The sequence below is a fragment of the Microtetraspora sp. AC03309 genome (assembly GCF_020826795.1).
Taxonomy (GTDB): Bacteria; Actinomycetota; Actinomycetes; order Streptosporangiales; family Streptosporangiaceae; genus Microtetraspora; species Microtetraspora glauca.
On record NZ_JADDIL010000058.1, the window covers coordinates 1 to 26,944 of the forward strand.

31 protein-coding genes and 1 tRNA gene are annotated in these 26,944 nt (G+C 69.8%); 14 read left to right on the forward strand and 18 right to left on the reverse strand.

What is annotated here, in order from left to right:
• The first annotated feature begins 123 nt into the window (after window positions 1–123).
• Entirely contained in the window at window positions 124–1,407 is a 1,284-nt protein-coding gene (locus IMZ11_RS28985; RefSeq protein WP_228645625.1) for a hypothetical protein, read from the forward strand.
• A 14-nt stretch (window positions 1,408–1,421) separates the two neighbouring features.
• On the opposite strand, the gene IMZ11_RS28990 is transcribed toward IMZ11_RS28985, so the two are convergent.
• The 4 genes from IMZ11_RS28990 to IMZ11_RS29005 form a co-directional block, all read right to left on the reverse strand.
• A tRNA-Thr gene (locus IMZ11_RS28990) sits at window positions 1,422–1,494 on the reverse strand.
• 49 nt (window positions 1,495–1,543) lie between these two features.
• Complete coding sequence (gene rlmB, locus IMZ11_RS28995) at window positions 1,544–2,500, reverse strand: 23S rRNA (guanosine(2251)-2'-O)-methyltransferase RlmB (protein WP_228645626.1); 957 nt, start codon at window positions 2,498–2,500, stop codon at window positions 1,544–1,546.
• A gap of 22 nt (window positions 2,501–2,522) precedes the next feature.
• Window positions 2,523–3,917, reverse strand: coding sequence for a cysteine--tRNA ligase (gene cysS, locus IMZ11_RS29000; RefSeq protein ID WP_228645627.1), 1,395 nt, complete (start codon window positions 3,915–3,917; stop codon window positions 2,523–2,525).
• A 110-nt stretch (window positions 3,918–4,027) separates the two neighbouring features.
• Window positions 4,028–4,393, reverse strand: a complete 366-nt coding sequence (locus IMZ11_RS29005; protein WP_308066866.1) for a PPOX class F420-dependent oxidoreductase — start codon at window positions 4,391–4,393, stop codon at window positions 4,028–4,030.
• Between the two features lie 186 nt (window positions 4,394–4,579).
• Here IMZ11_RS29005 and IMZ11_RS29010 point away from each other — a divergent pair, with 186 nt between their 5' ends.
• Entirely contained in the window at window positions 4,580–6,043 is a 1,464-nt protein-coding gene (locus IMZ11_RS29010) for a DUF2637 domain-containing protein (protein ID WP_228645629.1), read from the forward strand.
• Between the two features lie 281 nt (window positions 6,044–6,324).
• Here IMZ11_RS29010 and IMZ11_RS29015 read toward each other — a convergent pair whose 3' ends face one another.
• From IMZ11_RS29015 to IMZ11_RS29030, 4 genes are all read right to left on the reverse strand, one after another.
• Window positions 6,325–6,594, reverse strand: coding sequence for a GlsB/YeaQ/YmgE family stress response membrane protein (locus tag IMZ11_RS29015; protein ID WP_061253155.1), 270 nt, complete (start codon window positions 6,592–6,594; stop codon window positions 6,325–6,327).
• 85 nt (window positions 6,595–6,679) lie between these two features.
• On the reverse strand, window positions 6,680–6,943 hold the full coding sequence (locus IMZ11_RS29020; protein WP_228645630.1) for a GlsB/YeaQ/YmgE family stress response membrane protein: 264 nt from the start codon (window positions 6,941–6,943) through the stop codon (window positions 6,680–6,682).
• Between the two features lie 211 nt (window positions 6,944–7,154).
• Window positions 7,155–7,610 (reverse strand): 2-C-methyl-D-erythritol 2,4-cyclodiphosphate synthase, encoded by a 456-nt coding sequence (gene ispF, locus IMZ11_RS29025; RefSeq protein ID WP_228645631.1) that lies wholly within the window; start codon window positions 7,608–7,610, stop codon window positions 7,155–7,157.
• A 17-nt stretch (window positions 7,611–7,627) separates the two neighbouring features.
• Complete coding sequence (locus tag IMZ11_RS29030; RefSeq protein WP_030510364.1) at window positions 7,628–8,110, reverse strand: CarD family transcriptional regulator; 483 nt, start codon at window positions 8,108–8,110, stop codon at window positions 7,628–7,630.
• A gap of 260 nt (window positions 8,111–8,370) precedes the next feature.
• On the opposite strand from IMZ11_RS29030, the gene IMZ11_RS29035 reads away from it, so the two are divergent.
• Window positions 8,371–9,021 (forward strand): copper chaperone PCu(A)C, encoded by a 651-nt coding sequence (locus IMZ11_RS29035; RefSeq protein ID WP_228645632.1) that lies wholly within the window; start codon window positions 8,371–8,373, stop codon window positions 9,019–9,021.
• A gap of 143 nt (window positions 9,022–9,164) precedes the next feature.
• Here the strand turns inward: IMZ11_RS29035 and IMZ11_RS29040 are convergent, their stop codons facing one another.
• Both IMZ11_RS29040 and IMZ11_RS29045 read right to left on the reverse strand, forming a co-directional pair.
• The gene (locus IMZ11_RS29040) at window positions 9,165–9,854 is read right to left on the reverse strand and encodes a response regulator transcription factor (protein ID WP_061253152.1); all 690 of its coding nucleotides are present in this window, start codon (window positions 9,852–9,854) and stop codon (window positions 9,165–9,167) included.
• Window positions 9,851–10,960, reverse strand: a complete 1,110-nt coding sequence (locus tag IMZ11_RS29045) for a cell wall metabolism sensor histidine kinase WalK (protein WP_228645680.1) — start codon at window positions 10,958–10,960, stop codon at window positions 9,851–9,853. The genes IMZ11_RS29040 and IMZ11_RS29045 overlap by 4 nt, the downstream gene beginning before the upstream one ends.
• 185 nt (window positions 10,961–11,145) lie before the next feature.
• Here IMZ11_RS29045 and phoU point away from each other — a divergent pair, with 185 nt between their 5' ends.
• Window positions 11,146–11,793, forward strand: coding sequence for a phosphate signaling complex protein PhoU (phoU, locus tag IMZ11_RS29050; protein ID WP_061253663.1), 648 nt, complete (start codon window positions 11,146–11,148; stop codon window positions 11,791–11,793).
• Window positions 11,794–11,895: 102 nt separating this feature from the next.
• Here phoU and IMZ11_RS29055 read toward each other — a convergent pair whose 3' ends face one another.
• The 3 genes from IMZ11_RS29055 to mshA form a co-directional block, all read right to left on the reverse strand.
• The gene (locus tag IMZ11_RS29055; RefSeq protein WP_228645633.1) at window positions 11,896–12,639 is read right to left on the reverse strand and encodes a phosphoglyceromutase; all 744 of its coding nucleotides are present in this window, start codon (window positions 12,637–12,639) and stop codon (window positions 11,896–11,898) included.
• Between the two features lie 25 nt (window positions 12,640–12,664).
• Window positions 12,665–13,162: a YbjN domain-containing protein gene (locus IMZ11_RS29060; RefSeq protein ID WP_061253150.1), complete on the reverse strand. Its 498-nt coding sequence runs from the start codon at window positions 13,160–13,162 to the stop codon at window positions 12,665–12,667.
• 93 nt (window positions 13,163–13,255) lie between these two features.
• Window positions 13,256–14,539, reverse strand: coding sequence for a D-inositol-3-phosphate glycosyltransferase (gene mshA, locus IMZ11_RS29065; RefSeq protein WP_228645634.1), 1,284 nt, complete (start codon window positions 14,537–14,539; stop codon window positions 13,256–13,258).
• A gap of 136 nt (window positions 14,540–14,675) precedes the next feature.
• Here mshA and IMZ11_RS29070 point away from each other — a divergent pair, with 136 nt between their 5' ends.
• Window positions 14,676–15,413: an SDR family NAD(P)-dependent oxidoreductase gene (locus tag IMZ11_RS29070; RefSeq protein WP_061253149.1), complete on the forward strand. Its 738-nt coding sequence runs from the start codon at window positions 14,676–14,678 to the stop codon at window positions 15,411–15,413.
• Window position 15,414: 1 nt separating this feature from the next.
• On the forward strand, window positions 15,415–16,203 hold the full coding sequence (locus IMZ11_RS29075; RefSeq protein WP_061253148.1) for a hypothetical protein: 789 nt from the start codon (window positions 15,415–15,417) through the stop codon (window positions 16,201–16,203).
• Window positions 16,204–16,285: 82 nt separating this feature from the next.
• Here the strand turns inward: IMZ11_RS29075 and IMZ11_RS29080 are convergent, their stop codons facing one another.
• Complete coding sequence (locus tag IMZ11_RS29080) at window positions 16,286–16,801, reverse strand: O-acetyl-ADP-ribose deacetylase (protein WP_228645635.1); 516 nt, start codon at window positions 16,799–16,801, stop codon at window positions 16,286–16,288.
• A 51-nt stretch (window positions 16,802–16,852) separates the two neighbouring features.
• Here IMZ11_RS29080 and IMZ11_RS29085 point away from each other — a divergent pair, with 51 nt between their 5' ends.
• From IMZ11_RS29085 to IMZ11_RS29105, 5 genes are all read left to right on the forward strand, one after another.
• Window positions 16,853–17,209, forward strand: a complete 357-nt coding sequence (locus IMZ11_RS29085) for a BlaI/MecI/CopY family transcriptional regulator (protein WP_308066867.1) — start codon at window positions 16,853–16,855, stop codon at window positions 17,207–17,209.
• Window positions 17,206–18,120, forward strand: a complete 915-nt coding sequence (locus tag IMZ11_RS29090) for a M56 family metallopeptidase (protein ID WP_061253145.1) — start codon at window positions 17,206–17,208, stop codon at window positions 18,118–18,120. The genes IMZ11_RS29085 and IMZ11_RS29090 overlap by 4 nt, the downstream gene beginning before the upstream one ends.
• A 70-nt stretch (window positions 18,121–18,190) precedes the next feature.
• The gene (locus tag IMZ11_RS29095; RefSeq protein ID WP_061253144.1) at window positions 18,191–18,631 is read left to right on the forward strand and encodes a helix-turn-helix domain-containing protein; all 441 of its coding nucleotides are present in this window, start codon (window positions 18,191–18,193) and stop codon (window positions 18,629–18,631) included.
• A gap of 3 nt (window positions 18,632–18,634) precedes the next feature.
• A complete protein-coding gene (locus IMZ11_RS29100) occupies window positions 18,635–19,066 on the forward strand; it encodes a hypothetical protein (protein ID WP_228645636.1) in 432 nt (143 codons plus the stop codon).
• A 163-nt stretch (window positions 19,067–19,229) separates the two neighbouring features.
• Window positions 19,230–19,571: a DUF2516 family protein gene (locus tag IMZ11_RS29105; RefSeq protein WP_228645637.1), complete on the forward strand. Its 342-nt coding sequence runs from the start codon at window positions 19,230–19,232 to the stop codon at window positions 19,569–19,571.
• A 13-nt stretch (window positions 19,572–19,584) separates the two neighbouring features.
• Here IMZ11_RS29105 and IMZ11_RS29110 read toward each other — a convergent pair whose 3' ends face one another.
• Both IMZ11_RS29110 and IMZ11_RS29115 read right to left on the reverse strand, forming a co-directional pair.
• Window positions 19,585–20,319, reverse strand: coding sequence for an SGNH/GDSL hydrolase family protein (locus tag IMZ11_RS29110; RefSeq protein ID WP_228645638.1), 735 nt, complete (start codon window positions 20,317–20,319; stop codon window positions 19,585–19,587).
• A 243-nt stretch (window positions 20,320–20,562) separates the two neighbouring features.
• A complete protein-coding gene (locus IMZ11_RS29115) occupies window positions 20,563–21,534 on the reverse strand; it encodes a magnesium transporter CorA family protein (RefSeq protein ID WP_228645639.1) in 972 nt (323 codons plus the stop codon).
• A 60-nt stretch (window positions 21,535–21,594) separates the two neighbouring features.
• Between IMZ11_RS29115 and IMZ11_RS29120 the strand changes: the two genes are divergently transcribed.
• Complete coding sequence (locus IMZ11_RS29120) at window positions 21,595–23,208, forward strand: DUF2207 domain-containing protein (protein ID WP_228645640.1); 1,614 nt, start codon at window positions 21,595–21,597, stop codon at window positions 23,206–23,208.
• 90 nt (window positions 23,209–23,298) lie between these two features.
• Here IMZ11_RS29120 and IMZ11_RS29125 read toward each other — a convergent pair whose 3' ends face one another.
• Window positions 23,299–24,240 carry an asparaginase gene (locus tag IMZ11_RS29125; protein ID WP_228645641.1) on the reverse strand — a complete coding sequence of 314 codons (942 nt, stop codon included), beginning with the start codon at window positions 24,238–24,240 and terminating at the stop codon, window positions 23,299–23,301.
• A gap of 249 nt (window positions 24,241–24,489) precedes the next feature.
• On the opposite strand from IMZ11_RS29125, the gene dtd reads away from it, so the two are divergent.
• Together dtd and IMZ11_RS29135 are read left to right on the forward strand one after the other, a co-directional pair.
• The gene (dtd, locus tag IMZ11_RS29130; protein ID WP_228645642.1) at window positions 24,490–24,915 is read left to right on the forward strand and encodes a D-aminoacyl-tRNA deacylase; all 426 of its coding nucleotides are present in this window, start codon (window positions 24,490–24,492) and stop codon (window positions 24,913–24,915) included.
• 69 nt (window positions 24,916–24,984) lie between these two features.
• On the forward strand, window positions 24,985–25,797 hold the full coding sequence (locus tag IMZ11_RS29135) for a hypothetical protein (RefSeq protein WP_228645643.1): 813 nt from the start codon (window positions 24,985–24,987) through the stop codon (window positions 25,795–25,797).
• A gap of 110 nt (window positions 25,798–25,907) precedes the next feature.
• On the opposite strand, the gene IMZ11_RS29140 is transcribed toward IMZ11_RS29135, so the two are convergent.
• Entirely contained in the window at window positions 25,908–26,939 is a 1,032-nt protein-coding gene (locus tag IMZ11_RS29140; RefSeq protein ID WP_228645644.1) for a folate-binding protein YgfZ, read from the reverse strand.
• Window positions 26,940–26,944: the final 5 nt, after the last annotated feature.

Here is a 26,944-nt window from a genome sequence, read left to right on the forward strand (position 1 = left end):
GGTCGGCGCGGTTGGGGCCTGGGGTGGCGACTCGGTCGGTGGCGATCACGATGCCGTCGAGGTTGACTTGCGTCGACGCGCTCACGGACCCGGGTCGGGCCGACCTCGACCGTGATGTCGACGATGTGCACAATCCTCGGCGACGCAGTCCTCGAGGGCCTGATCGACAACAACCCAGCGCTGAGGCAGCGGAAGCGCGGCCGCCGCACCGGTGCCGGCACAGCGGGCCGCCGCGCCGAGAAGGTCTGGGCAAGCCCCTTGGACGCGCTGTTGTTCGCCGAGCGGACAGCGATTCTGTCCGGCCATGACGACGACTTCATCATGAACATCACGACCGCCTACACGGGCATGCGCGATGCCGAGGTGCGTGGCCTCCAGCCCGAGTACGTCCGCATGTCCACGCTCCGGGTCGACTGGCAGATGGTCGAGCACAACCCACACTTCTATCTCCAGCCGCCGAAGGACGACTCACACCGCACTCTCGACCTGCCGACGTTCCTGTCCGATCTGCTGTCCCGGCAACTTCAGGCCCACCCCGACCGGAGATGCTCCTGCAAGGGGATACGAATCGAGGGGCAGACCGAGGATGAGCAGCCCTGCCCGGGCGGCCGGCCGTTCGTGTTTCTCGGCCCAGGCCACCGCCGTGGCGGAACGACCGTCTACGGGCACATCCGGAACAGCAACTACGCCCGCGACTACTTCGACCCGGCAGCGGACGGCTGGTATCCGGAGGAGAAGGCTCGAAGCCGACCATCCCGGCCGGCGCGGCCGGTGATGGTCGACATCGGCAAGGACGGCGCCGACTGGCCGGGCAGGATCTGGCGGCCGTCGTGGGGCGCGCTCCCCACGACCAGAGAGCTGACCGCCGCCTGGTGCCCGATCTGCGGAACCGAGCAGCAGCTGCAGGCCGGGAGCACTGTGCGGCACAAGGCCGGCGCCCGCGCATGCCAAGGGTCGGGGACCGCCGTCGAGGTGTGGGATGTGCCGTTCTCGCCGCCCCGCGGTCGCGGGGTCAAGGTGTACGACCCAGACGACGAGAATGTGTCGCTCGCGACATGGCTGCCCATCATGAAGGGCCTCACTCCGCACGGGCTGAGGCACGGGCATAAGACGTGGATGGCCGAGCTCGGCGTGCCGGAGATCCTCCAGGCCGAGCGGATGGGACACGCGGTCCCGGGTATGCGGGGTGTCTACACGCACGTATCCGAGGGGATGCGGGCCGATCTCAGGGCGGGCCTCCAGAGGCTGTGGGAGGAGTCTCTGGCCCGGCGCGCTGGCTACTCACAGCACTCGCCGGTCGCAGTTCCCGACGAACTGCTGAAGCCGTACCGCGAGGGCCGGAAGAAAACGATCTACCGAATTCCTACCGAAAGATCGTCAGGCCCTATCCGGATGATCTCCGGATAGGGCCTGACCAGCCGAGCCGCCTTGGGGAATCGAACCCCAGACCTTCTGTTTACAAGACAGATGCTCTGCCGATTGAGCTAAGGCGGCGTGACGCCCACGAGTTTAGTGGGCTGGAGGCCGTACCGTCACCGAGGATTCATCGGCGACGGCGACGGGCGACCTCATAGAGAGCGATGCCGGCTGCGACGCCCGCGTTGAGCGACTCGGCCGCCGCGTTCATGGGAATGCGAACGACCTGGTCACAGGACTCGCGGACCAGGCGGGACAGCCCCTTGCCCTCGGAACCGACGACCACGACCAGCGGCTCGGCCGCCAGCTCGACATCGCCGACGTCGATGGAGGCGCCGCCGTCGAGGCCGATCACGAACAGCCCGCTCTCGCGGTACGCCTGGAGCGTCTGGGTGAGGTTCGCGGCACGGGCGACGGGCAGGCTGGCCAACGTGCCCGCCGACGTCTTCCACGCCCCGGCCGTGACCCCCGCCGAACGACGGGACGGGACGAGCAGGCCGTGCGCGCCGAACGCGGTGGCCGACCTGGCGATGGCCCCGAGGTTGCGAGGGTCGGTGACGCCGTCCAGGGCGACGATCAGCGGCACCTCGGCCGCGTCCTGTGCCCGCTCCACGAGCTCGGACGGGTGCGCGTACTCGTACGCCGGGATCTGCAGCCCGATCCCCTGGTGGACTCCGCCGTCGGTCAGCCTGTCGAGCTTGTCGCGCGAGACCTCCAGCAGGGCGATGCCACGATCAGCGGCGATCTTGATGGCCTCGCGGACGCGGTCGTCGTTGTCGATGCGCTGCGCTACGTAGAGGGCGTTCGCGGGGACGCCCGCGCGGAGCGCCTCAACGACCGGGTTACGGCCGCCGATGACCTCCGGCGTGTCTTCCCGGCGCGTCCTGGACTGCGCGCGAGCAGGCCGCGCCCCACCGGCGGCCTCGCGCTCGATCCGCTCGGCGCGCGCCTTGTCCTTGAACCAGTGGCGCATGTGGGCCGGGGGCGTCGCGCCCCTGCCCGCGAGCGAACCGCGGCCCTTGCCGCCAGTTCCCCTGGTCGACCCCTGCTTCCGTGAGGGCTTCCCTGAAGCCTTTCCCGCCATGGTCTCTAGCGTAGGGGCACCTCTAGCGTGCCAGCTCCCAGCGAGGCCCCTGAGGGGTGTCCTCGACCACCACGCCCGCGGCGGCGAGCTGCTCGCGGATCGCGTCGGCGGCGGCGTAGTCCTTGCGGGCACGGGCCGCCTGGCGCTGCTCCAGCGCGACGGCCACCAGGCCGTCCACGACCTCGCGAAGCCCGGAGTCACCCGTCCCGCGCCACTGCTCGGAACGCGGGTCCAGGCCGAGCACGTCGAGCATGTTCTGCGTCTCGGCCAGCAACCGCGCGATCTGCTCCTTGTTGCCCTGGGCCAGCGCGACGTTGCCCTCGCGGACGACCTCGTGGACGACCGCGAGCGCCTGGGAGACGTTGAGGTCGTCGTTCATGGCGTCCACGAACGCCTGCGGCAGCGGGGCCACGGCGTCCACGTCGTGGATCACTTCGGCTGCCCGGGTGACGAAGCCCTCGAGCCGCCGGTATCCGGCGGCCGCTTCCTGCAGCGCCTCCTCCGAATAGTCGATCTCAGAGCGGTAGTGCGCCGCGACGAGGTAGTAGCGCAGCTCGACGGCCCGCACCTTGCGCAGCATGTCCGGGATGAGCAGCGAGTTACCCAGCGACTTGCTCATCTTCTCGCCGGCCAGCTTGAGCATGCCGTTGTGCAGCCAGTACCGGGCGAAGCCGTCGCCCGCGGCCTGCGACTGGGCGATCTCGTTCTCGTGGTGCGGGAAGATCAGGTCGACGCCGCCACCGTGGATGTCGAACGTGCCGCCGAGGTATTTCGTCGCCATCGCCGAGCACTCGAGATGCCAGCCGGGCCGGCCGCGACCCCACGGAGTGGGCCACGTCGGCTCACCGGGCTTCGCGCCCTTCCACAGGGCGAAGTCGCGCGGGTCGTGCTTGAGCGAGTCCGTGTCGGTGTCGCCCGCCCTCCGCATGTTCTCCAGCTTCTGGTTGGAGAGCCTGCCGTACCTGTCGGCGTAGGACACCACATCGAAGTAGACGTCGCCGCCCACGGCGTAGGCGTGCCCCTTGTCGATGAGCCGGCGCATCAGCTCGACCATCTCGGGAACGTGGCCCATGGCCCGCGGCTCGACGGTCGGCGGAAGGCATCCGAGCTGGTCGTACGCCCAGCCGAAGGCCCGCTGGTTGCGCTCGGCGACGACGAACCACGGCACGCCCTCGTCGGCGGCCACTCGGATGATCTTGTCGTCGAGGTCGGTGACGTTGCGGCAGAACGTCACCTCGTATCCCAGCCGGACCAGCCACCGGCGGAGCACGTCGAAGTTGACGCCGGACCGGATGTGGCCGATGTGCGGCGGAGCCTGGACGGTCGCACCACACAAATACATCGAGACCCGGCCGGGCTCGACCGGTACGAAATCACGGACCGTACGCGTGCTTGTGTCGTAGAGGTTCAGGCTCACGAAGGCAAGGCTAATGCCTCACGCCGCACCACAGGCCGACTTACGGGACGGTGAACACCGCCCGTGTGAACCCGCGCCCCGGGCGTACCACGCATAAGCCCAGAAACCACTCAGCGGAGATATACCTTTTGCGGCTTAATGCGGATGATCACCCGTTCGCTGTCGGGGTGGGGCTCCTCCCACGACCTGCCGGCGTACTTGAGGGAGAGTTCCTCGATCAACGCGCTCGCCGGGTCGTCCTCCATCGTCACGGTGCCCCTGACCTCGGCGTACCGGTACGGGTTCGTCGGGTCGATCACCACGATCGTGGCCCGCGGGTCACGATCGAAGTTGCGGTGCTTGCGGCGTCCCTTGACCGTGGAGAAGAGGATGTCGTCCCCGTCGGTCCTGACCCAGATGACCGACGCCTGCGGCGCGCCATCCGGATTGAGGCTGACGACGGTCGCGAAGTTCGGCGCGTCGAAAAGCTCACGCACACCGTCAGGCAACATCGCTTCCTCCGGTGATCTCCTGGTCCGATACGCGGATCATGCTACTTGTCGTCCGTGATCGGCGGGGCTGCTCCCATTCTGTAGGCTCGAAACGCCATGGACGCCTCTCCCCCCGCGGCGGCAGGCAGCGCCTCCCGCCCGCCCGAATCCCCATCCGCCGGACTCCCGCTAGTGCTTCGCCGCCTGGCCGTCGGCGTCGCGGGTCTCGCGGTCGCCCTGCTGGCGGCGGCGGCCTGCGTACTGTCCTTCGACGATCTGCGCGCGCTGGCGATCGCCGGTCAGGCCGAGCCGCGCTTCGCCTATCTGTACCCTGCCGCCTTCGACGCGCTGCTGGTCGTCGCGTTGATCGGCGTTCCGCTGGTCCGCACCGGACGGCCGCTGCTCCGGCTGCAGGCAGGTCTCATCCTGGTCCTGCTGATGGCGGCCGCCGCCACGGCGACCGTTGCGACCGCCACAGGTGCGACCCCTGACGTACGGCAGGCCGCCGTCGTGGTGGCGTTGCTGCCCTGGGTGATGTTGAGCATCGGGCTCTGGCTGCTGCTGATCCTCGCCAAGCAGGCGCAGGCGCACTGGTCCGATCGGGACCCCCTGACGGACGCCGCCGAGATCGTTCCCTTCGAGAGGGAGGAGCCGCGCCGCGCCTCTTGGGACGCGCATTCCCCGGCGGTCTCCATCGCGCAGGAGATCGCCCCGGCTCCCGCCGTCTTCGCCCTGGAGGAGGCCGCTCCCGCCCAGGAGGAGGACGCTCCGGCACCCGTCGTCTCGCCCCGTCCGGCCCCTGAGCCGCCCCGTCCCGTACGGCGGGCGCCCACGCGGGAACCGGCCGAGGCACCGTCGCGCGCGGCGGTCACGGTGACGCCTCAGGAGGACGGCCCTCAGGAGGCCGGCGACGCCCCGACGACCACGGAACCGGTGGCCGCACCGGCGGAAGCCGAGCCCGCGGAGGTCACGCCTATCGAAGCCGAGCCCGCGAACCCGAGGCCCGAAGCCGGGCCCACGAGCCCGAGGCGCAACCGGCCCGTCCGGTGGGGCGACCTCGTCCGGCCGCACATCGGTGACGTCCTCGTCCATCCCCGCCCGCGAGGCGAAGCTCCGACCGACTCCGACCGGGAGTCCGGCGCGGGGGTGAACGCGGATCCCGGCGAACCGGCCGCGAAGGATGCCCGCACCACGCCGGACAGCCTGACGACGCCGGACGACCGGACGCCGGACGCACCTGGCACGCCGCGCGGGGGCGCGGCCACCGCGGAGCCGGATGAGGCCGCGACGCCGCACGACACGCCGGCGGACATCGCCCGGAACCGGACCGAGCAGCCGGAGCAGCCGGAGCACACGGCCCACCGGCCTTCCGAGCCGCACACCGAGCCCACCGAAAAGTCCACCGAAAAGTCCGGCGAGAAATCCGTCGAACGGCGCGGCGAGGCACACGACGCCCGCACGTCGGAAGCGGAGATCGACACCCAGCCGCTACGCCGGCTTCCCGAGATCCCCGACCCGGCCCACGAAGCGGACGCGGCCGACGAGGAGGAGGCCCGGCGGAAGCCGTACGGCACCGCGGCGGAGGCCAAGGACGAGCCGGTGCCGGTGGACCCGCCCTCCGGTCGCATGCGCAGCACCCCGCTCCCGCCGGACTGAGCCACCCCCCTTCGGAGTCATCCAGACCCGTGAGCGGCCGGGAACGACCAGAGCGTCTGTGAGCGGTTCTCCGGGACGGGGGGCCCTTCCCGACCCCGGGAGCCCATACGAGGCGCGAGAGCGGCTCTCAGCGACATGCGGGGTGGCATACCAGGCGACACACGGCAAAGGCCCGCTCACCCCTCAGGGAGGGGCGAGCGGGCCTTTCCTGCTCGGGACGGCCGCTCACGCCGACGGCGTCCAGCAACCGTTCACAGCGGGTCACCTCCCGCGGGACGGATCTAGACGCGCGTTCCGCCGCGGATGCCGGCGACGATGCCGACACCGATGACGGCGAGCACGACCTGCATCACCAGTTCGATCCAGTCGATACCCGGCGTGGTGTCGACTCCGAGGACCTGGGCGATGGCGGTACCGATGAGGGCCGCCACGATGCCGACGACGATGGTGAGGATCCAGCCGATCGGCTGCCTGCCGGGAAGGAACAGACGTCCCAGCGCACCGACGACCGCACCAATCACAATGGCACCGAGAATGGATTCGATGGTCATGATCGACCTCCCTTGAGGGTGACACCTTCACCGTCAAGGGAGATCACTACCCAGTATTCGGGAGATATTCCTTTACATATCCCCTTTACTGGCTCCTGCTCTTCGCCCTCGTGACCGCGTACACGCCCACGATGGCGAGCAGAAGCTGAATGAGGTGCTCGGTCCAGTCGATGCCCTTGGTATTCGCGACTCCGAGAACGCTGGCGATCAGCGAGCCGATCAAAGCGGCGACGATCCCGACGATGATCGTGAGTCCGATGCTGATGTTCTGACGGCCCGGAAGTATCAGCCGCGCGAGCGCTCCGATGATGATGCCGATGATGATGGCACCGACGATCGCTCCGATCATGACCAGCTCCCCCGTCGAAGTGATGGTTTTCACGTCCGACTTGGAGTTTTACCCGGCTAGCCGACAAATCATCAAAAATGGGGCGGCGACCCTTTCCGCGCCTGGATTCCGGGTCGCCACCCACGTGTTGAATAGGACGCTCCTGTGCCCATCCGGGTTTGCATGTCCCTTTGGACTGGGCCATTCGCCGCCGGAGGATCCGACCGGCGGGTCAGCCGAAGACGATCGCGGTCGCCATCGCCGCGACGCCCTCTCCACGCCCGGTGAGGCCCAGGCCGTCCGTGGTGGTGGCGCTGACGCTCACAGGAGCCCCCACAGCGGCTCCCAGGGCCTTCTCCGCCTCCGTACGGCGAGGCGCGAGCTTGGGCCGGTTACCGATGATCTGGACCGCCACGTTGCCTATCTGGAAGCCGGCCGACCTGACCCGGCGGGCCGCCTCCTCCAGGAGGACGGCGCCCGAAGCCCCGGCCCAGCGTGGATCGGCGGTCCCGAAAAGGCCGCCGATGTCCCCGAGGCCGGCGGCCGACAGCAGCGCGTCGCAGCACGCGTGCGCCGCCGCGTCCCCGTCAGAATGTCCTGCGAGCCCGGTCTCGCCCGGCCAGTGCAGACCGGCGAGGTGCAACTCACGACCAGATGCGAAAGGGTGGACATCGACACCGATGCCCACCCTTGGTGACGTCGTGTTCAGGAGTTCAACACCTCGTCGAGCAGCGCTTCGGCCTTGTCCTCGTTGGTCTTCTCTGCCAGCGCCAGCTCGCTGACCAGGATCTGCCGAGCCTTGGCGAGCATCCGCTTCTCACCGGCGGAGAGCCCGCGCTCCTTGTCGCGTCGCCACAGGTCGCGAACGACCTCGGCCACCTTGTTGACGTCACCGGACGCCAACTTCTCCAGGTTGGCCTTGTAGCGGCGGGACCAGTTGGTCGGCTCCTCCGTGTGCGGCATGCGCAGCACGTCGAATACGCGCTCAAGGCCTTCCTGGCCGACGACATCACGCACACCGACGAGCTCGGCGTTTTCCGCTGGCACCTGGACGGTCAGGTCGCCTTTGTCGACCTTCAGCACCAGGTAGGTCTTTTCCTCACCCTTGATGGTTCGGGTCGTGATGGCCTCGATCCGAGCAGCCCCATGGTGGGGGTAGACGACAGTGTCGCCGACCTGGAAAGTCATGTGACAAGTACCCCTTCCGCTGTACTCCAGAGTACCACGCGCTCACAGCCTCCCGGAACAGTGAAATGAACATAACTGCAGGTCAAGACGTCATTTTAGGACTTGACAAGCAGTCGACTCTGTGAATGGCAAAGCGGGACATACCGGATGACCTGCAAAACCAGACGGACTCGACACCGGGAGCCCGAGTCCGTGACCGGGGCCGGGCGCAGATATGGTGTTTGCTGCTCAAAACCATGCATACCAAGGAGATTCGCACCGTGAGCAGCACCAGCCGCCGCAGGGTGATCGCCATTGCCGCGCTCCTCGCCGCCGCCCCTACGCTGGCCGCGTGCGGCGCCGGGTTCGACGCCAACACCAACATCCCGTACGCGCCGACCGAGGCGGGTGTCCACATGGTCGGCGACGGCGCGGACAGGGACTACGGCCACAACGGCGTCAAGATCGCGCAGGCGTTCATCCTCGGACCTGACTCCGGCGGCCAGATCGCGGCCGGCGGCTCCGCGCCGCTCTACCTCAGCCTGGTGAACACCAACACCACCGCCGACGCGCTCACCGCGATCGTGCCCGACAGCGGACAGGCCGACTCCGTACGGATCCCCGGCGCGTTCCAGCTCTCGCCCAACACGCTGGCGAAGTCCACGGGCACCACCGTCGAAGGGCTCAAGCAGACGCTGCTCGGCGGCGAGAGCGTGAAGCTGACCCTCCGGTTCAAGAACGCGGGCGACGTCATCATGTCCGTGCCCGTGATCCCGCGCAGTCGCGAGTTCGCCACCCTGCCGCCCGCTCCGAACGCGCAGCCCCCGGCGGCCGACACCACGACCACCGAGGCCACGACCACCGACACCGCGACCACCGAGGCCACGGGGACCGAGACGGGGACGGGCACCGAGGCGACGCACGGCCACTGACGCCGAGCCACCCACGCAGAGCCACTGGCCCAGAGCCACTGACGACGGCCTGCGCCCGGGCGGGACCCCGCTGAGAACGACGTCCCCGAGAACGACGAAGAACCCCTTGCCGTCCCCGGCAAGGGGTTCCGCCGTCCCCGGTGTCAGGCCTCCACGGGGTCGAACTTGTAGCCCAGTCCGCGCACGGTGAGGATGCAGCGCGGATTGGAGGGGTCGGCCTCGACCTTGGCGCGCAGCCGCTTCACGTGGACGTCCAGGGTCTTCGTGTCGCCCACGTAGTCGGCGCCCCAGACCCGGTCGATGAGCTGGCCGCGGGTGAGCACCCTGCCGGCGTTGCGCAGGAGCACCTCCAGCAGCTCGAACTCCTTCAGCGGAAGCTGCACGTGCTCGCCGCGTACGGCGACGATGTGCCGGTCGACGTCCATCCTGACCGGGCCGGCCGCAAGGATGGCCGACTCCAGTTCCTCCACGTCCCCCTGGCGCCGGAGGACCGCCCGGATGCGGGCCACGAGTTCCCGCGAGGAGAAGGGCTTCGTCACGTAGTCGTCCGCGCCCAGTTCCAGACCGACCACCTTGTCGATCTCGCTGTCCTTCGCCGTCAGCATGATGACGGGAACCTTGGAACGTTGCCGGAGCGTGCGGCACACCTCCGTGCCCGGCAGGCCGGGAAGCATCAGGTCGAGCAGGACGATGTCCGCGCCGTTGCGGTCGAAGGCGTCCAGCGCCTCGGGGCCGGTGGCCGCGACGGCCACCTCGAAGCCTTCCTTACGGAGCATGTAGGACAGGGCGTCCGAGAACGACTCCTCGTCCTCGACGACGAGTACCCGGGTCACTTCGCAGCCTCCATGGGGGTTGTTGTGCTCTGTACCGCTCCCGCCGTACCGCCGAACGCGGGCAGGCGGAGGGTGAAGGTCGATCCGGAGCCTTCCTTGCTCCAGACCGTCACCTCGCCGCCGTGGGCGGCGGCGACGTGCTTGACGATGGCGAGACCGAGCCCGGTCCCGCCGGTCGCGCGCGACCGGGCGGCGTCCACCCGGAAGAAGCGCTCGAAGATGCGCTCCTGGGCGAACTCGGGGATGCCGATGCCCTGGTCGCTGACGCTCACCTCGACCGAGTCGCCCGCCGGGCGGACGCTGACCACGACCCGCGTCTGCTCGGGGCTGTAGGCGACGGCGTTGTCGATGAGGTTGCGCAGGGCGGTGACCAGCAGTTCGTCGTCGCCCCAGATGCGCAGGCCCTCCCTGCCGCCGGCGACCAGGGTGATCTGCTTGGAGGACGCCTTGGTGTTGCAACGGTCGATCGCCTCGTGGACGACCTCGTCGACGGACACCGCGCACGGCGTCGGGATGGGCTCGGCACCCTGGATCCGGGAGAGGGTGATCAGGTCCTGCACCAGGTAGGTCAGCCGCGCGGCCTCGTGCTGCATCCGGCCCGCGAAGCGGGTCACCGCCTCCGGGTCGTCCGCGGCGTCCTGGATGGTCTCCGCGAGCAGGCTGAGCGCGCCGACGGGCGTCTTGAGCTCGTGGCTGACGTTCGCCACGAAGTCCCGCCGGACCGCGTCGACCCGGCGGCTCTCCGTCTGGTCCTCGGCCAGGACGAGCACCTGCCCGTGCGATCCCAGAGGGGCCACGCGGACCGCGAAGGTCGTCGACTCCTGGCCGAACCTGCGTCCCGCCGTCTCGATCTCGCTCTCGCGGATCTCGCCGTCCCTGCGGACCTTTCTGGCCAGCGCGAGCAGTTCGGCCGCCATGAGGGAATCACCGTGCACCAGGCCGAAGGCGCGGGCGGCCGAACTCGCGCGCAGCACCCGGTCGTCCCGGTCCAGGACGACGGCCGACGAGGGAAGCACCGCGAGTACGGAGGCCACGCCGGACGACAGCACGTCGTCGGAGGTCTCGGTCCGCTGTTCGTGGTCGGACTGGCGGCCGATCGCCATCATGACGACGGCGCCCAGAATGAATCCGGCCATCGCGGCGAGGCTGGCGAGCAACTCGTTCACGGTTCCAAATGTAGGCGGCGTTTCTCGCCCGGTATCCTCCCTGATAGGGCGTGACCATGGCTTTTCCGGAAAAGTTCATCTGACGGTCGAAGTTCGTTCACGGAACCACGCGTAGGTTGATCGGCATGCGCGACGCCTACCACGATGAGCTGGAAGCCCTCACCGACCGCCTGGTGGAGATGACCCGACTTGTCCGCTCCGCCATGTCACGGGGCACCACCGCACTGCTGGACGCCGACCTCCAGCTCGCCGAGAGCGTGATCTCCCGCGACGCGGAGGTCAACCAGCTCTACGCGGAGATCGAGACCTCGATCTACGAGGTGATGGCGACCCAGCAGCCGGTTGCCGTCGACCTGCGCACCGTGATCACCGCGCTGCGGATGGCCGCCGACCTGGAACGCATGGGCGACCACGCCGAGCACATCGCCAAGATCGCCCGGATGCGCCACCCCGACTCGGCCATCCCGGCCGAGCTGCGCGACACCATCGTGGAGATGGGCGCGATCGCCGAACGTCTGATCGTCAAGACCGGAAGCGTCATCGTCTCCCGTGACGTCGAGACCGCCAAGGAGCTGGAGAGCGACGACGACGCGATGGACCGGCTGCACCGCCGGCTCTTCCGCGTGCTGCTCGCCGACGGGTGGTCGCACGGCGTGGAGGCCGCGATCGACATCACCCTCGTCGGGCGGTACTACGAGCGGTACGCCGACCACGCGGTGCGCGTCGCCCGCGACGTCGTCTACCTCGTCACCGGCTCACGGAACACGGACTGAGACATTCCTCGTGGCGGCGCGGCAAGGCTTCCTTGCCGCGCCGTTCCGCGTCCGTGGCCCGCCCGCGCGGCGCTCGTGTCCGCGCCGCGGAGCGGTACGGGATCACCTGCCCTGGTTGGCGACGGCCTCGATGGCGGCCTTGGCCGCGTCCGGGTCGAGGTAGTCCCCGCCCGGGTTCAGCGGACGGAAGTTCTCGTCGAGCTCGTACCGCAGCGGGATGCCGGTCGGGATGTTGAGCTTCGCGATCGACGCGTCGTCGATGCCGTCGAGGTGCTTGACCAGCGCGCGCAGCGAGTTGCCGTGCGCGACGACCAGAACCGTCCGCCCCTCGGCCAGGTCGGGCACGATCCGGTCGTACCAGTACGGCAGCATCCGGTCGACGACGTCCTTGAGGCACTCGGTCCTCGGCATGAGCTCCGGCGGGAGCAGGGCGTACCTGGGGTCACCCACCTGGGAGAATTCGTCGCTGTCGGCGATCGGCGGCGGCGGGGTGTCGTAGGAGCGGCGCCAGAGCATGAACTGCTCGTCGCCGAACTCCGCGCGGGTCTGGGCCTTGTCCTTGCCCTGGAGCGCGCCGTAGTGGCGCTCGTTCAGCCGCCACGAGCGGTGCACGGGCAGCCAGAGCAGATCCGCCACCTCCAGCGCGAGGTTGGCCGTCCGGATCGCCCGGGTCAGGAGGGAGGTGTGCACCACATCGGGGTGGACACCGGCGTCGAGCAACAGCTGACCGCCGCGCCGCGCCTCCTCCTCGCCCGCCGGGGAGAGCGTGACATCCACCCACCCGGTGAACAGGCCCTTGACGTTCCACTCGCTCTCGCCATGCCGCAGCAGCACCAAAGTCGCCATAGCCCGAAAGCTTAGTCCGTATGGCTTATGCGGGGTCCCGTGCCGGATCGGCGAACCTCGCGAACGCCTGCAGGTTGGCGAGGGACTCGCCCCGCTTGACCCGCCACTCCCACTCCCTGCGGATGGAGGAGGCGAACCCGAGTTCCAGCGCGCGGTCGAAGGACTCGTCGGAGTAGGTGAGGACGCATCCGAGCACCCGGTCGATCTCGGTCTCCGTGACCGCGTCGAACGGCACCCGGCCGACGAGGTAGACGTCACCCTCCGGGTCGAGCGCGAAGTGCACGCCGTACATCGAGCCGTTCTTGGACAGCAGCCACCGGTAGAAATCGGCGTGGTTCTCGTCCGGCTGCCGGCAGAAGAACGCCTCGACGTTGAGCGCCTGATCGCCGAGGACGAGCCAGGTCATGGTGGCGAGCTTGTGCTGGCCGGGCAGCTTGACGAGGAACGCCCCGGGCCGAGGCCGCTCGTAGGCGAGGTCCGCCGCCTTGAGCGCGCCCTCGATCACGCCTTCCAGATCACTCATGTCCCCTCCTCGTCGGGCGGCTCCCGCCCTACCGTTCCGCGCGTGAACCTCGGCGCCGCCCGTTCTTCTCAGACTAGGCCGTGCCCCGGGAGATCAGGAGTTGACCGCGATCGGGACGCGGTGCAGCCGGGACATCGCGCCCGCGTACACCTCGACCAGCCGGGCGGCCGTCGCCGACCAGCCGAAGGCCTCCGCGTGCCGTACGGCGTTGCCGGAGAGGTAGTCCAGCCAGGCGGGGCTGCCGAGGAGGCGGCGAAGCGCCACCGCCCACTCGTGGGGGTCGTGCCCGTCGAGGAGTATGCCGGACACGCCGTCCTTGACCGCCGTGCGCAGGCCGCCGACGGAGGCGGCGGCGACGGGGGTGCCGCACGCCTGTGACTCCAGCGCGACGAGCCCGAAGGACTCGTTGTGTGAGGGGACGACGGTCACGTCCGCCGCCCGGTACCAGTCGGCCAGCTCGTGCTGCGGCGCGGGCGGCGAGAGCCGTACGACGTCGGTGATGCCGAGTTCCCCCGCGAGTTCGGTGAGCAGGGAGGGGCGGGCCAGGCCGTTGCCGCTCGGCCCGCCGACGAAGGCGACGACGAGCCGCGAGCGCAGCGACGGATCCTCGACGAGCATCCGGGCGACCGCCTTCATGAGGACGTCGGGACCCTTGAGCGGCTGGATCCGGCCCACGAAGAGCAGTACGTGGGCGTCCTGCGGCAGGCCGAGGCGGCGCCGGGCCGCCCCTTGGGACGCCGGTTGGAAGACGCCGAGGTTGACGCCGGGATTCACGACGGTCACCCGGTCCCTGGGCGCGTCGTACAGCTCGATCAGCTCGCGGGCCTCGGCGGCCGTGTTGGCCACCAGGCGGTCGGCGATGCCGACGACCTGCTCCTCGCCGAGGACGCGCGCGGTGGGCTCCGGCTTGTCGCCTTCGGCGAGCAGGAGGTTCTTCACCTTGGCCATGGTGTGCATGGTGTGCACGAGGGGGATGCCCCAGCGCTCCTTCGCGAGCCAGCCGACCTGCCCGGAGAGCCAGTAGTGCGAGTGGATGACGTCGTAGCGGCCGGGCTCGTACATCGCCTCGGTCCGCAGCACGCCGGACAGGAATCCGCAGAGCTGGGCGGGAAGATCCGCGCGGTCCAGTTCCTCGTACGGCCCGGCGGTGACGTGCCGTACGGACACCCCGGGCGCGATCTCCGCCGTCGGCGGCAGGTCCCTGGCGGTCTGCCGGGTGAAGATCTCCACCTCGATGCCGAGGGCGGCCAGCCTCTTGGCCACCTCGACGACGTACACGTTCATGCCGCCGGCGTCGCCCGTCCCGGGCTGATCCAGCGGCGACGTGTGCATGCTGATCGTCGCGACCCGGTTGACCCGGCGCCGACTGAGCGCCACCCGCACCACCTCCAGAACGGTAACAACCTCAAGAAACCCGACAAGATTCCCGAATCGGTGCGGTTCCACAGCTTTTCCGAGCTCCTGGAAAGATGAGAACTCCACCCACGGTTTGGAATCCCTCTTTGGAGCGACCATGACGAAGACGGCAGTGGTGACCGGAGCGAGCAGCGGCATCGGCGCGGCGACGGCCCGGCGACTCGCCGCCGAGGGCTTCGACGTCGTGGCCGCGGCCCGGCGGCGCGACCGGCTGGACCGGCTGGCCGCCGAGGTGCCCTCGATCCGCCCGGCGACGCTCGACGTCACCTCCCAGGAGTCCGTCGACGCCTTCGCCGCCACGCTCGACCGGTGTGACGTGCTGGTCAACAACGCGGGCGGCGCGATCGGCCTCGAACCGGTGGCCTCTGGCCGGGTGGACGACTGGCAGCGGATGTACGAGGTCAACGTGATCGGCTCGCTGCGCATGACCCGGGCCCTGATGCCCAGGCTGATCGCGTCCGGCGACGGCGTGCTGGTGATGCTGACCTCGGTCGCCGGTCTGGTGTCGTACGAGGGCGGCGGCGGATACTGCGCGGCCAAGCACGCCCAGACCTCGATGACGGAGACCCTGCGGCTGGAGCTGTGCGGCGAGCCGGTCCGCGTGGTCGAGATCGCGCCGGGCATGGTCCACACCGAGGAGTTCTCGCTGACCCGGTTCCGGGGCGACGCGGAGTCGGCCGCCAAGGTCTACGACGGCGTGCCCGACCCGCTCACCGCCGAGGACGTCGCCGACGTGATCGCGTTCGCCGTCACCCGTCCCGCGCACGTCAACATCGACCGCCTGGTGATCCGGCCGCGCGCGCAGGCCGCCCAGCACAAGGTCCACCGGGTCTGAGGTGCGCAGGCCCGTCGGCGAGATCACCCGCGGCACCACCGGGCACAACCGGCTCAGGCGGTCCGACCGCTGGATCGCCGCCGTCCACGCTCCGCTGCTGCGCTCGGCCCGTGACGCCCCGCTCGTGGTCGACCTGGGTTACGGCGCCTCGCACATCACGACCCTGGAGCTGTTCGTACGGCTCCGCGTGGTGTGCCCGAGGGTCGAGGTCGTGGGCGTCGAGATCGATCCGGCGCGGGTCGCGGCGGCCCGGCCGTACGAACGGGACGGGCTCACCTTCGTCAGGGGCGGATTCGAGCTCCCGGTGCCTCGCCGCCCCCTGATCGTGCGCGCCTTCAACGTGCTCAGGCAGTACGCCGAGGCCGACGCCTGGGCGCACTGGGACCTGCTGCGCTCGCGGATCGACCCCGGCGGCGTGATCGTCGAGGGCACCTGCTCGGAGATCGGTCACCGCGCGGTGTGGGCGGCGCTCGGGGCCGAGGGACCGCGCACGCTGACGTTCGCGGCCCGGTTCGGCGGGTTCGACCGCCCGTCCGACCTGGCGGAGCGGCTGCCCAAGACCCTGATCCACCGGAACGTCCCCGGCGAGCCCGTCCACGAGTTCCTCCGCCAGTGGGACCGCGCCTGGGCGACCTGCGCCCCCTTCGCGCCGTACGGCTCCCGCCAGCGCTGGGCCAGGACGGCGGAACTGCTGGCGCGTGACTGGCCGGTGGCGGTCACGCCGCCCCTCGGCGGCCCGTCCCGCTGGCGGCTCGGCGAGCTGACGATCCCCTGGTCGGCGGTCGCCTGAGCGCCTCGACGCCAAGATTTCCGCATGGAGACGCCAAGATTTCCGCATGGAACGGCAAACCCGAGGGCTGGATCCCGCCGATTCACCCGAATTCTTGTAGGACCCGGTCGAAGATCTCATATGCTGCGAAGTCGAACAGCACGAAACGCGCCTCGTCGATCGTCGACCCGGAGCGCAGCACGGTGGTGACCGAGATGCGGGCGGCGTCGTCCATCGGCCAGCGGTAGACGCCGGTCGACACGGCGGGGAACGCGACCGTCGCCGCGCCGAGCGCGTCGGCGACCTTGAGCGATTCCCGGTAGCAGGAGGCCAGCAGGTGGGACCGGTCCTCACTTCGCGAGTACACCGGCCCGACGGTGTGGATGACCCACCGGGCGGGCAGCCGTCCCGCCGTGGTCGAAACAGCCTGTCCCGCGGGAAGGCCGCCTCCGTACCGGGACGCGCGCAGCGCCCGGCACTCCTCCAGGATCTCCGGACCGCCCTTCCTGTGGATCGCGCCGTCCACCCCGCCGCCGCCCAGCAGCGACGAGTTGGCCGCGTTGACGATCGCGTCCACCCGCTGCTCGGTGATGTCCCCCTGGACCAGCGTGAGCTTCACGACATGCGCCCCTCTACGACACGTAGTACTACCCCAGGTAGGCTAGTTGGCGTGAAAGGACTTGGCGATCTCGAACGTAGCATCATGGACATCCTCTGGGCACAGAGCGCACCGTTGACCGCACGCGAGGTCGGCCGCCTGATCGCGGACCGCGACCTGGCACCCACCACCGTGATGACCGTACTCGACCGTCTTTCCCGCAAGGGGTTCCTCAACCGCACCCGGGACGGGCGCGCCTGGCGCTACGAGCCCGCCGAGAGCCGTGACGCCTACGTCACCGAGCTCATGCTCGAAGCCCTGGACCTGACGGGAGACCGCAGCGCCGCGCTGACGCGCTTCGCCCAGGCGGTTTCCGGGTCCGAGGCCGAGATCCTCCGAAGAGCCCTCACGGAGCTGGAGGAGCAGTGATCGCGGCGGCTGTCCTGGCGGCCCTCGCCCTGGCATGCGCGGTCGGCGCCTGGCGCCTGACCTCCGCGCGTTGGACGTGGCGTGCGCCTCGCACCGCCATCCTCCTGTGGCAGTCCCTCGGAGTGACGTGGGGACTCGCCACGACCGGAGCCCTCTTCGCGTACGCCCTGGCCCCTTATGGCGCCGGCGTCGTGCACGGGCTCTCCATCCTGCTCATCCGCGCCGAGTTCGACATCCGCGAGCCGCACGACGCGATCAGGCTCTGCGCCCTGCTCAGCGGGCTCACCCTGCTCGCGGTGCTCGTGGCGGTGCTCGTCGCGGCCGGCGTGCAGACGCTCCGTGCCCAGCGCCGCCACCGCATGCTGCTCTCCCTGATCGCGAGGGACGAGCCCGCCGTCCCCGGCGTCCGGGTCGTCGACCACCCGGGCGCGGCCGCGTACTGCGTGCCGGGGCTCAGGTCGCAGGTGGTGATCAGCGCGGGCACGCTCGACCTGCTCTCGCAGGACGAGCTCGACGCGATGCTCGCGCACGAGCTCGCGCACGCGCGCGAGCGGCACGACCTGGTACTGCTGCCGTTCGGCGCGCTGCTCCGGGCGCTTCCCTGGGCCGCCGTGGTCCGGGACGCCCAGGCGTCCGTGGCGCTGCTGGTCGAGATGGCCGCCGACGACCGTGCCCGGCGCTTCTGCTCTCCGAAGCGGCTCGCCACCGCGCTCCTGCGGTTCGGCGCCGCCACCTCCGTCCCGACACCGCACGGGGCGCTCGGTGCCACGTCCGGGCAGAACGTGATGACACGCGTGAACCGGCTCATCAAGCCCGACCTGGACCTTCCCGCGCACGTCAGGTACGCCATCCTGACCGCCTCCGCGGCCCTCGCCGTCTCGGCTCCGCTGCTCTGGCTGCTCCCCGCCTGACTCCGCACCGCTTGCAGGTGTTTGCCATCGAGTTTGCAATTGCAAGCACTTGGTGTGCACACTGGAGGGTATGGAACTACCGAAGGTCGGCTCGATCGGCGAGTACATCCGCCAGCAGCGGCAACAGGCGAAGATCTCTCTCCGCCAGCTCGCCGCGCAGGCGGGGGTCTCGAATCCCTATCTGAGCCAGGTCGAGCGCGGCCTGCGCAAGCCGAGCGCGGAGATCCTCAACCAGATCGCCAAAGGTCTGCACATCTCCGCGCAGGCGCTGTACGTGCAGGCCGGGCTGATCGAGGACCGCGAGCCGGACAGCGACGTGCTGGCCGCGATCCGGGCCGATGTCACCATCACCGAGCGGCAACGCCAGGTGTTGATCGACATTTACGAGTCGTTCCGCAAGGAGAACCGCGCCGGGAACCCGGAGGCCCAGCCGACGCAACCGGCTGAGCCCCCGCCTGATGCCGCGGTTCACAGGGAGAACACCGCCACACCGGATTCCAAGGAAGGGTAACCGATGACTCTCACCGCCGAAGTCAAGAAGATCACCGAGTCCAAGCCGTTCTACGCGGTCGCGGGTGCCGGTGACTACGCCGTCGAGAAGCTGCGCGAGCTGCCCGAGCAGTTCCAGAAGCTGCAGGCCCGCAGGGGCGAGCTGCGCGAGACCGCGAAGGACATCCCGGGCAAGGCGCGCGAGTACGCCGAGACCGTCCAGGGCAAGGCCGAGGCCGTCGCCAAGGACTTCCCCGGCAAGGCCCGCGAGTACGCCGACACCGCCGCCACCCGGTTCAACGAGCTGTACGAGGAGCTGGCCGTGCGCGGTCGCAAGATCGTCAGCAAGGTGAGCGGCGAGGCCGCGATGGAGCTCGAAGAGGTCTCCAAGTCCGCCGAGCCGCGGCCCGCTTCCTCCGACAGGAAGCCCGGCCGTCCCCGTTCCACCAAGGCTTGAGGCACCACGACGCGGGCCCGCCATCGGCTACGGCCGGGGCGGGCCCGCGTCGTCGCCGCCCTCTGCCGGTCGCGAGATCGCCGGTTGGGCCGGTGGCGGCCCGGCACAGGCCACACCGCACTAGTCTGGGGGCGACAGAGACCGTGACCGCCTGGGAGAGTCCATGATCGGCCCCGTCAGCAACATCCTCACTCTCATCTTCTGGCTGCTCTCCGTCGGGGCCTTCATCCTGTCCGTCTGGGCGCTGATCCACGCGATCCGGATCCCCGCACGCGCCTTCCCGGCGGCGAGCAAGCAGACCAAGCAGCTGTGGTTGATCATCCTGGGATTGGCGACGCTGTTCACGTTCGCCCCCGCGGTCAACTACATGGGCATGGGTATGGGCATGCCGGGTCTCCTCACCATCCTCTCCGTCATCGCCTCCGGCATCTATCTCGCCGACGTGAAGCCCGCGGTCAGCCAGTACCGCGGTGGCGGCAACCAGGGACCCTACGGCCCTTGGTGATCGACGGCTCTGATTAGGACGGCTCGGGCCCGACCAGGGCCGGGGGAGCCGCCGCGTCACCGGCGAGGCCCCGCGCCCGCAAGGTTCCGACGAGCCAGCGCGCCAGCCGCAGGTGCCCGTACAGGGTCGGGTGGGTGCCGTCGGACAGGAGCACTCTGGTCCGGTCGTCCCTGATCCACCGCTGGGTCAGCGGATCCAGGAAGGGCACCCCGGCCAGCCAGGCCGCGCTGGCGATGGCGTCCCTGGTGCGGTACGCCTCCTTCGGCGCGGTGTCGATCCAGATGGGGCCGACGAGCACGATCCTGGCCAGCGGCCACCGTTCCCTGACGTTCCCCACCAGGCGGAGTACGGCTTCCCGCACGCCCGCGGGCCGCGCCCGCCGGTCGTTGTGGCCGCCCGAGACGACGACCAGGTCCGGCGCGGGCCGCCAGGCGAGCTGCCGGGCGAAGGACTGTTCGAACGTGCGGCCGATCCGGCCCCTGGCGATGTAGCCGGTGCCGGCGCCTCCGGCGGTGATGAGCTGCCAACCCAGGCTTCTGGCCGTCCCGGCAGCGTAGGTGTCCCACTCGGCGACCGGGCCCGAGCCGACCGTGAAGCTGTCACCGAGGAACATCACCACCGGTGGCCGTACCTGCGGCACCGCCTGGTGCTGCGCGGTCTCGCTCACCGCGTCGGCGCATCCCGTGATGAGAGGGCACGTCACCAGAACGGCGGCGACTGCGGCTCTCAGGGAACGCCGCGCTTTCATGGGCCCGCGCATGACACCTCTGGCTGTCCGTCGGGAGATCATCCTGACCAGGGCCGCAGTTTATCCAGCGCAGCGTGACCGCCCCTGTCGAATGCGTGACTCCTCCCGGGGTCGGGGCGGAGGCGGGCCGCTGCCGTAGCGGATGGGGTGGGTTTCTCCCGTAATCGACCGTGACGCAGCGCGAATCCGGCCGGGTTTCGGCTGCGCCGTACGCGCGATTCCGGGCCTCCCTCCGGGCGAGCGTCAGAGCCAGTCGCGCCTGCGGAACGATCGGTACAGCAGAGCCGACACCAGCACGATGAGGAACGTGGACACCCAGAAGCCCCATGGCCGCTCGAAACCGGGGAACGGGAGATTCTGCCCGTAGAACCCGGTGATCATGGTGGGCACGGCGATGATGGCGGCCCAGCCGGTCACTCTCTTCATGATCAGGTTGAGCCGGTTGCTCTGCATGGTCAGATGCGCCTCGCGGATGTTGGCGACGAGGTCGCGGAGGGACTCGGTCCACTCGGTGACCCGCAGAACGTGGTCGTACACGTCCTGGAAGTACGGGAGCATCGCCTCGTCGCCCGAGTCGTCGTGCCGCCGCAGCAGCGTGTTCACGACCTCGCGCATCGGCATGACGATCCGGCGGAGGAGTGCGAGGCTCTTGCGCATCTCGAAGGTACGGCGCTGCTCGGCGGACCCGATCGGGCGGTCCTCGAACAGCGTCCCCTCCAACGCCTCGACCTGCTCGTCCATGGCCTCGACGGCGTCGAAGTGGCTGTCGACCACGTAATCGAGGAGACCGTGGAGGAGGAAGGCGACGCCGTGCCTGGCCAGGCTGGACGAGGAGTCCCAGCGCCGGACGACCTCGTCGATCACGAAACCCTCGGTCTTGCGCACGGTGACCAGGACGTTCTCGGTGATGAACGCCGACGCCTCGGCGACGTCCAGGCTGCCCGTCTCCTGGTCGAACGCTCCGGCGTAGACGCTGAGGAACATATGGCTGTCGTAGACGTCGAGCTTGGGGCGTTGCCGATGCGCCAGCGCGCCCTCCACGGCCAGCTCGTGCAGGCCCAGTTCCTCGCTGATCTGGGCGAGGTCCTCCTCGTCCGGCGCGCACATGTCCAACCAGACGACCGCCGACGGGTCCCGCAAATGGTCGGAGACCTCGGAGACCGGGAAGTCCTCGGCCTCCAGGACCCCGTTCCGGTACAAGCGCGTACGTGCCATGACGTCACACACTAGCGAGCCCGACATCGGGACAAAGGAGGACCGATAAGGTGCTGGCTCATGGTGGATCTCGCTCGCCGACTCGGTCTGGCTGCCCTGTTCGCCGTCCTCGCGCTCCTCACGGTCGGCACCCCCGCGCACGCCGACCCTGCGACGGTGGCCAAGGACGACGTGACCATGGAGCTGCGCAAGGACGGCGTCCTGCACGTCGTGGAGAAGATCACTCTCTCCGGTGCTCCGATGCGACGTACGCTGCTCACGCGGACGCGATACGACGACGGCAACGACCGCGTCTACCGCGTCTCCAACCTCAAAGGCGCCTCCTTCGACGGCGAGGCGATCACGTTCACCGGCAGCGGCACCGTGGAGTACGACGTGACCGGCGCCGTGACACCCCTCACCGGCGGCGAGGAGCTGCGCTGGTTCGCCGTGGCCGGACCGGCGGAGCAGGTGACGGTGACGGTCAGCGGCCCGGGCCGGGCGGAGAGCCTCTCCTGCTTCGCCGGCGAGCCGGCCTCGGCGATCGGCTGCACGGGCGCCTCGATCGACGAGACCGGGGCTGCCGCCACGTTCGAACAGCAGGGCCTGCGGGACGGCGAGGTGCTGACGATCGTCGTCGGCTACCCGAAGGGCGCGACGGGGGCCGCGCCGATCCTGGAGCACCGTTTCGAGCTGGCCAACGCGTTCACCCTGAACGCCGTGACCGGCGGGGCCCTGGCGCTGCTGCTGCTCCTGCTGGGCGGGGGCGTCGGGTTGCTCTACTGGACCCGCGGCCGGGACGCCCGGGTGGTCGGCGCCCAGTCCGGCGTGGTCGTCGCGCACCAGAACGGCCAGTTCACTCCCCCGGACGGCGTACGGCCCGGCCAGATCGGCACGCTGATCGACGAGCAGGCCGACGTGATCGACGTGACGGCCACCATCGTCGACCTCGCCGTACGCGGCTACCTCCGGATCGACGAGCAGCCGCGGCAGGCGTACGACGCCCCGGACTGGCTCCTGGTCAGGTTGCCGTCAGCGCCGGTGGCCTCCCTCCTCCCCTACGAGCGCGCGCTCTACGACGCCGTCTTCGACGGGCGGGACACCGTACTGCTGTCGCAGTTGCACGGCTCGTTCACCGCCGGGCTCGGCAAGGTGCGCGACGAGCTCTACCAGGACGTGGTGACCCAGGGCTGGTTCGCCCGGCGGCCCGACTCGGTCCGGACCCGCTGGACGACCGTCGGCGTGGTCGCGACCGTCCTCGGCGTCGTGGCGACCGTGGCCCTCGCCTGGTTCACGACGTACGCCCTGGTGGGACTCGCGCTGATCATCGCCGGAGCCGCGCTGGCCGTCGGGGGCCAGTACATGCCCGCGAAGACCGCCAAGGGCGCGGCGGTGCTCGCCCACACGCTCGGCCTCCGGGAGCATCTCGCGTCCGGGGAGATCGGGAGCATCCCGCCGGCACAGCGGATCGAGCTGTTCTCCCGCTACCTCCCGTACGCCGTGGTCTTCGACGGGGTGGACCGGTGGGCCCGCGTGGTGGCCTCCATCGACGGCGACGGCCGCCCGGCGGACAACCTGTACTGGTACCAGGGCCCGGCCGAGTGGGACCTGTCGAAGTTCGCCGACTCGATGCGGACCTTCACGATGACGACCTCGGGCGCGATCTCCGCCGCGCGCCTGTTCCGCTCCTTCTAGGCCCGACCCGGCACGCTTCCAGGACAGGACCGGCAAGCGGGAACGCGACCAAGCAGAACGCGACCGGGAAGCCGTCCCGGCCGGGAACGGTCAGGGACGGCGGACCCGGATCTCGCCGACCTCCCTGCCCCCGCCCAGCAGGGGTGCGGCGGCCAGCTCCGCGAACTCGGGGGCGTCCAGGCCGAGGGCGCGCAGGGCGGCCACGGTCACCGGCACGCGCGCCCTGGCGCCGCCGTCCTCGATCTTGACGGCGGCGGCGCGGCCGTCCGCGAAGGCGAACGCGTCGAACGCCTCCGCCCCGGCCTTGACCATGAGGCCGGGCATGGCGCGCATCAGTTTCGCCTCGGGCCGTTCGGTTCCGCTGGTCCATTCGGGGTGGGCGCGCATGGCGTCGGCGATGCGACGCTCCGGGGTGCCCTCGCCGGCGAGCGTGAGCCGCCGGAAGGCCCGCACCACGCCCTCCATGGAGACGAAGAACAGCGGCGCGCCGCACCCGTCCACGCCAGTGGCCGCGACGCGCTCCCCGGTGAACTCCTCGACGGCGGCGCGGATGGCCCTCTGCAGCGGGTGCCCGGGATCGAGGTAACTCTCGACCGGCCAGCCGTTCACCACGCAGGTCGCCAGCATGGCCGCGTGCTTGCCGGAGCAGTTCATGAAGATCCGGCCGGGCTCGACGTACGCCCGGATCGCCCGGTGCCGTGCGGCGGTGTCCTCGGGCAGGGCCTCGGGGCAGCCGAGGGCGCTCTCGTCCAGCCCAGCCTCGGCCAGGATCTTCCGCGCCCCCTCGACGTGGAAGTCCTCGCCCGCGTGGCTGGCGCAGGCGAGCGCGAGCAGCTCGTTCTCCAGCGGGAGGCCCGACCACACCATGCCGAGCGCCTGCAGCGGCTTCATCGAGGAGCGCGGCGACACCAGGACGTCCGTGTCACCGTGCCGCATGACGGGGGCTCCGGACGCGTCCACAGCGAAAACACGGGCCCTGTGGACGGATTCCACGAACCCGGAGCGGACCACCTCGACGATCAATTCGGACATACGGCGAGTGTACGCATTTACCGGAGGTCCCCCGTCCCGCCCGATCTCCAGCGGATCCTCCCTGTTCAGCCCGCAGTCCGGCCGTACGCGGTCGGTCGGTTCCGCGTCGATCTGATGGACTGACTCGCCAGCGGTCCGCGATCGACCCAGTCGAGTGCCTCTCGATGAGCCGGGGGTTGCTACTTGAAGTGACAATCCCGGCTGTACCGGACCTGCCACCAGAATGCGGACATGGCAGAATGCGGGGCCATGCGTGCGGTCGTACAGCGGGTCAGCTCCGCGTCAGTCGTGGTCGACGGTCAGGTCGTGGGGGCGATCGACGAGCCGGGCCTGCTCGTCCTCGTCGGCGCGACACACACCGACGGGCCCGCCGAGGCGGCCCGGCTCGCCGGCAAGCTCTGGGGGCTGCGCGTCCTGCATGGCGAGAAGTCATGCTCGGACGTCGGCGCGCCACTCCTCGTTGTGAGCCAGTTCACACTGTACGGCGACGCCCGAAAGGGACGGCGTCCGACGTGGCAGGCGGCCGCGCCCGGCCCCGTCGCCGAGCCGCTGGTCGAGGCGGTCGTGGCCGAGCTGAGAGCGCTGGGCGCCCGCGTGGAGACCGGAGTTTTCGGCGCCGACATGAAAGTGTCATTGACAAATGACGGGCCGATCACCTTACTGCTGGAGGTCTGACGCCGATCTTCCTCTGTTAGGGTCGTTCCTCGCCCAAGATCGGAACGCCCAAAACCCCCGGGGAAGGTCATGCGTATTACCCGAACGCTCGCCATCGCGGCCGTCGCGCTTGCCGCGGCGGCGACGCCGACCGCGGCACACGCCCAGGCGTCATCCGCGTCCATCGCCTATCACGGCATCACATCGGCCCAGCAGGTCCAGAAGTTCCACGAGTTGAGCGGCAAGGGCTACGTACCTGTCAGCCTGAGCATCTCCTCCGGCCCCAGCTACGCCGGCGTGTGGGTCAAGTCGTCCGGCGCGGCCTGGGCCATGTACCAGGACATGTCATCGCAGGGCTACCAGAAGCGGTTCGACGAATACACCGCCAAGGGCTACCAGCCGACGGTCGTCACGGCGACCGGCAGCGGCGACGCCGCCCGCTTCGCCGCGGTCTTCGTGAAGAAGTCCGGCAGCTTCATGGCCCAGCACAACATGACCACGGACCAGCTCATCACGGCGAACCTCAAGGCCCAGGCCAAGGGGCTCATGATGACGTCGATCGACGTGTACGGCACGGACGGCGCCCCGACGTACGCGGCGATCTGGACGCCCAACGCCTCCGGCGTCAAGTGGCACCTCACTTACGACCTGTCGTCCGCGGATCACGAGAACGCGTTCAAGATTCGCGTCTCCAACGGCTACCGCCCCGCGTACGTCGCGGTGGACCCCGGCGGCACGTTCACGACCATCTGGCGCAATGACAAGAGCGGCAGCTGGTACGAGTACACCGGGATGTCGAGCTCCGGCTACCAGAGCAGGTTCGACAAGCTCAAGACCGAGGGCTACTTCCCCGTCCAGGTGAACAGCGAGGACGGCAAGTACGCCGCCATCTGGACGAAGTAGTACTCCTACCACAACGGCGTGATCACGCGGAAACGCGCGATCACGCCGTTGCTTTTCGCCGTGCCGAAGGCGCGGCAATCAAAGCAAGGCGCGGTAATCAGGCACAGCTTTCAGCGGATCCGGCGGCGCAGGGCGGGGTCGATCTGGACGTTGCGGCCCGCGTCCGGGGGGACGACGACCTCCTGTGTCGCGGCCACGCCGCCGGCGAGCAGGACCGCGTCCACCGGGACGGTCCGCTTCACGACGGCCAGCGCGATCGGGCCGAGCTCGTAGTGGCGGGCCGCCGAGCCGACGAAGCCGATCTGCCCCGCGTCCGGCGCCCCGGCGCCCTCCGCGCCCGGCGTCACCGCGGCGCCGTGCGCCGGCAGGGTGTCCACGCTGCCGTCCAGGTGCAGGAAGACCAGTCGGCGGGGCGGGTGGCCCAGGTTGTGGACACGGGCAACCGTCTCCTGGCCGCGGTAGCACCCCTTGCCGAGATGCACCGCCTCTCCGATCCAGCCGACCTCGTGCGGGATCGTCTTGTGGTCGGTGTCGAAGCCGAGACGCGGCATGTGCGCCTCGATGCGCAACGCCTCGTAGGCCCACAACCCGGCCGGCCGGAGCCCCAGGTCCGCCGCCACGCTCGCCAGCCGTACGCGAGGGATCAGGAGGTCACCGCCGACGACGACGGTCCCGTCAGGCAGGGAGTCCGGCAGGTGTACGGCACCGCCGGGAGCGGCGACGGAGACCACGGCGTAGTCGGAGGTCACGTCGGCGATCTCCACCCGCAGCATGAACCGCATCTTCTCCAGGAAGGCGACCAGTTCGGCGGCCGTGCCCGGCTCGACGTGCGCCCAGACCGCCTCGCCATCGTCGATCAGGACGAGATGGTGCTCGATCCGGCCCTGCGGGTCGAGGAACAGCGTCTGGGCGGGGGTGCCGGGCGCGAGATCGTCGAGCTTCTGCGAGCTCAGGCTGTTGAGCCAGCTCAGCCGGTCGGGGCCGGAGACGCGGACGACCTCGCGGTCGCTCCGGTCGACGACGGCCTGACCGCTCGCGAGCGCACGCTGCTCGGCGAAGGGCTCTCCGTAGTGAGCGGCGACCGTCGCGTCGGGGGCTTCAGCGGCGACGGCTCCGGGTGTGTCCAGCAAAGGGCTGCGCATGCCTC

Coding starts and splice junctions, on each gene's coding strand:
- IMZ11_RS29105 (WP_228645637.1), top strand. CDS start 19,230: ATGATCGGCCCCGTCAGCAACATCCTCACTCTCATCTTCTGGCTGCTC.
- IMZ11_RS29115 (WP_228645639.1), bottom strand. CDS start 21,534: ATGGCACGTACGCGCTTGTACCGGAACGGGGTCCTGGAGGCCGAGGAC.
- IMZ11_RS28985 (WP_228645625.1), top strand. CDS start 124: ATGTGCACAATCCTCGGCGACGCAGTCCTCGAGGGCCTGATCGACAAC.
- IMZ11_RS29030 (WP_030510364.1), bottom strand. CDS start 8,110: ATGACTTTCCAGGTCGGCGACACTGTCGTCTACCCCCACCATGGGGCT.
- IMZ11_RS29135 (WP_228645643.1), top strand. CDS start 24,985: ATGCGTATTACCCGAACGCTCGCCATCGCGGCCGTCGCGCTTGCCGCG.
- IMZ11_RS29045 (WP_228645680.1), bottom strand. CDS start 10,960: ATGATGGCGATCGGCCGCCAGTCCGACCACGAACAGCGGACCGAGACC.
- IMZ11_RS29140 (WP_228645644.1), bottom strand. CDS start 26,939: ATGCGCAGCCCTTTGCTGGACACACCCGGAGCCGTCGCCGCTGAAGCC.
- IMZ11_RS29015 (WP_061253155.1), bottom strand. CDS start 6,594: ATGACCATCGAATCCATTCTCGGTGCCATTGTGATTGGTGCGGTCGTC.
- IMZ11_RS29070 (WP_061253149.1), top strand. CDS start 14,676: ATGACGAAGACGGCAGTGGTGACCGGAGCGAGCAGCGGCATCGGCGCG.
- IMZ11_RS29095 (WP_061253144.1), top strand. CDS start 18,191: ATGGAACTACCGAAGGTCGGCTCGATCGGCGAGTACATCCGCCAGCAG.
- dtd (WP_228645642.1), top strand. CDS start 24,490: ATGCGTGCGGTCGTACAGCGGGTCAGCTCCGCGTCAGTCGTGGTCGAC.
- IMZ11_RS29055 (WP_228645633.1), bottom strand. CDS start 12,639: ATGGCGACTTTGGTGCTGCTGCGGCATGGCGAGAGCGAGTGGAACGTC.
- rlmB (WP_228645626.1), bottom strand. CDS start 2,500: ATGGCGGGAAAGGCTTCAGGGAAGCCCTCACGGAAGCAGGGGTCGACC.
- IMZ11_RS29120 (WP_228645640.1), top strand. CDS start 21,595: ATGGTGGATCTCGCTCGCCGACTCGGTCTGGCTGCCCTGTTCGCCGTC.
- IMZ11_RS29110 (WP_228645638.1), bottom strand. CDS start 20,319: ATGAAAGCGCGGCGTTCCCTGAGAGCCGCAGTCGCCGCCGTTCTGGTG.
- phoU (WP_061253663.1), top strand. CDS start 11,146: ATGCGCGACGCCTACCACGATGAGCTGGAAGCCCTCACCGACCGCCTG.
- IMZ11_RS29125 (WP_228645641.1), bottom strand. CDS start 24,240: ATGTCCGAATTGATCGTCGAGGTGGTCCGCTCCGGGTTCGTGGAATCC.
- IMZ11_RS29060 (WP_061253150.1), bottom strand. CDS start 13,162: ATGAGTGATCTGGAAGGCGTGATCGAGGGCGCGCTCAAGGCGGCGGAC.
- IMZ11_RS29100 (WP_228645636.1), top strand. CDS start 18,635: ATGACTCTCACCGCCGAAGTCAAGAAGATCACCGAGTCCAAGCCGTTC.
- IMZ11_RS29020 (WP_228645630.1), bottom strand. CDS start 6,943: ATGATCGGAGCGATCGTCGGTGCCATCATCATCGGCATCATCATCGGA.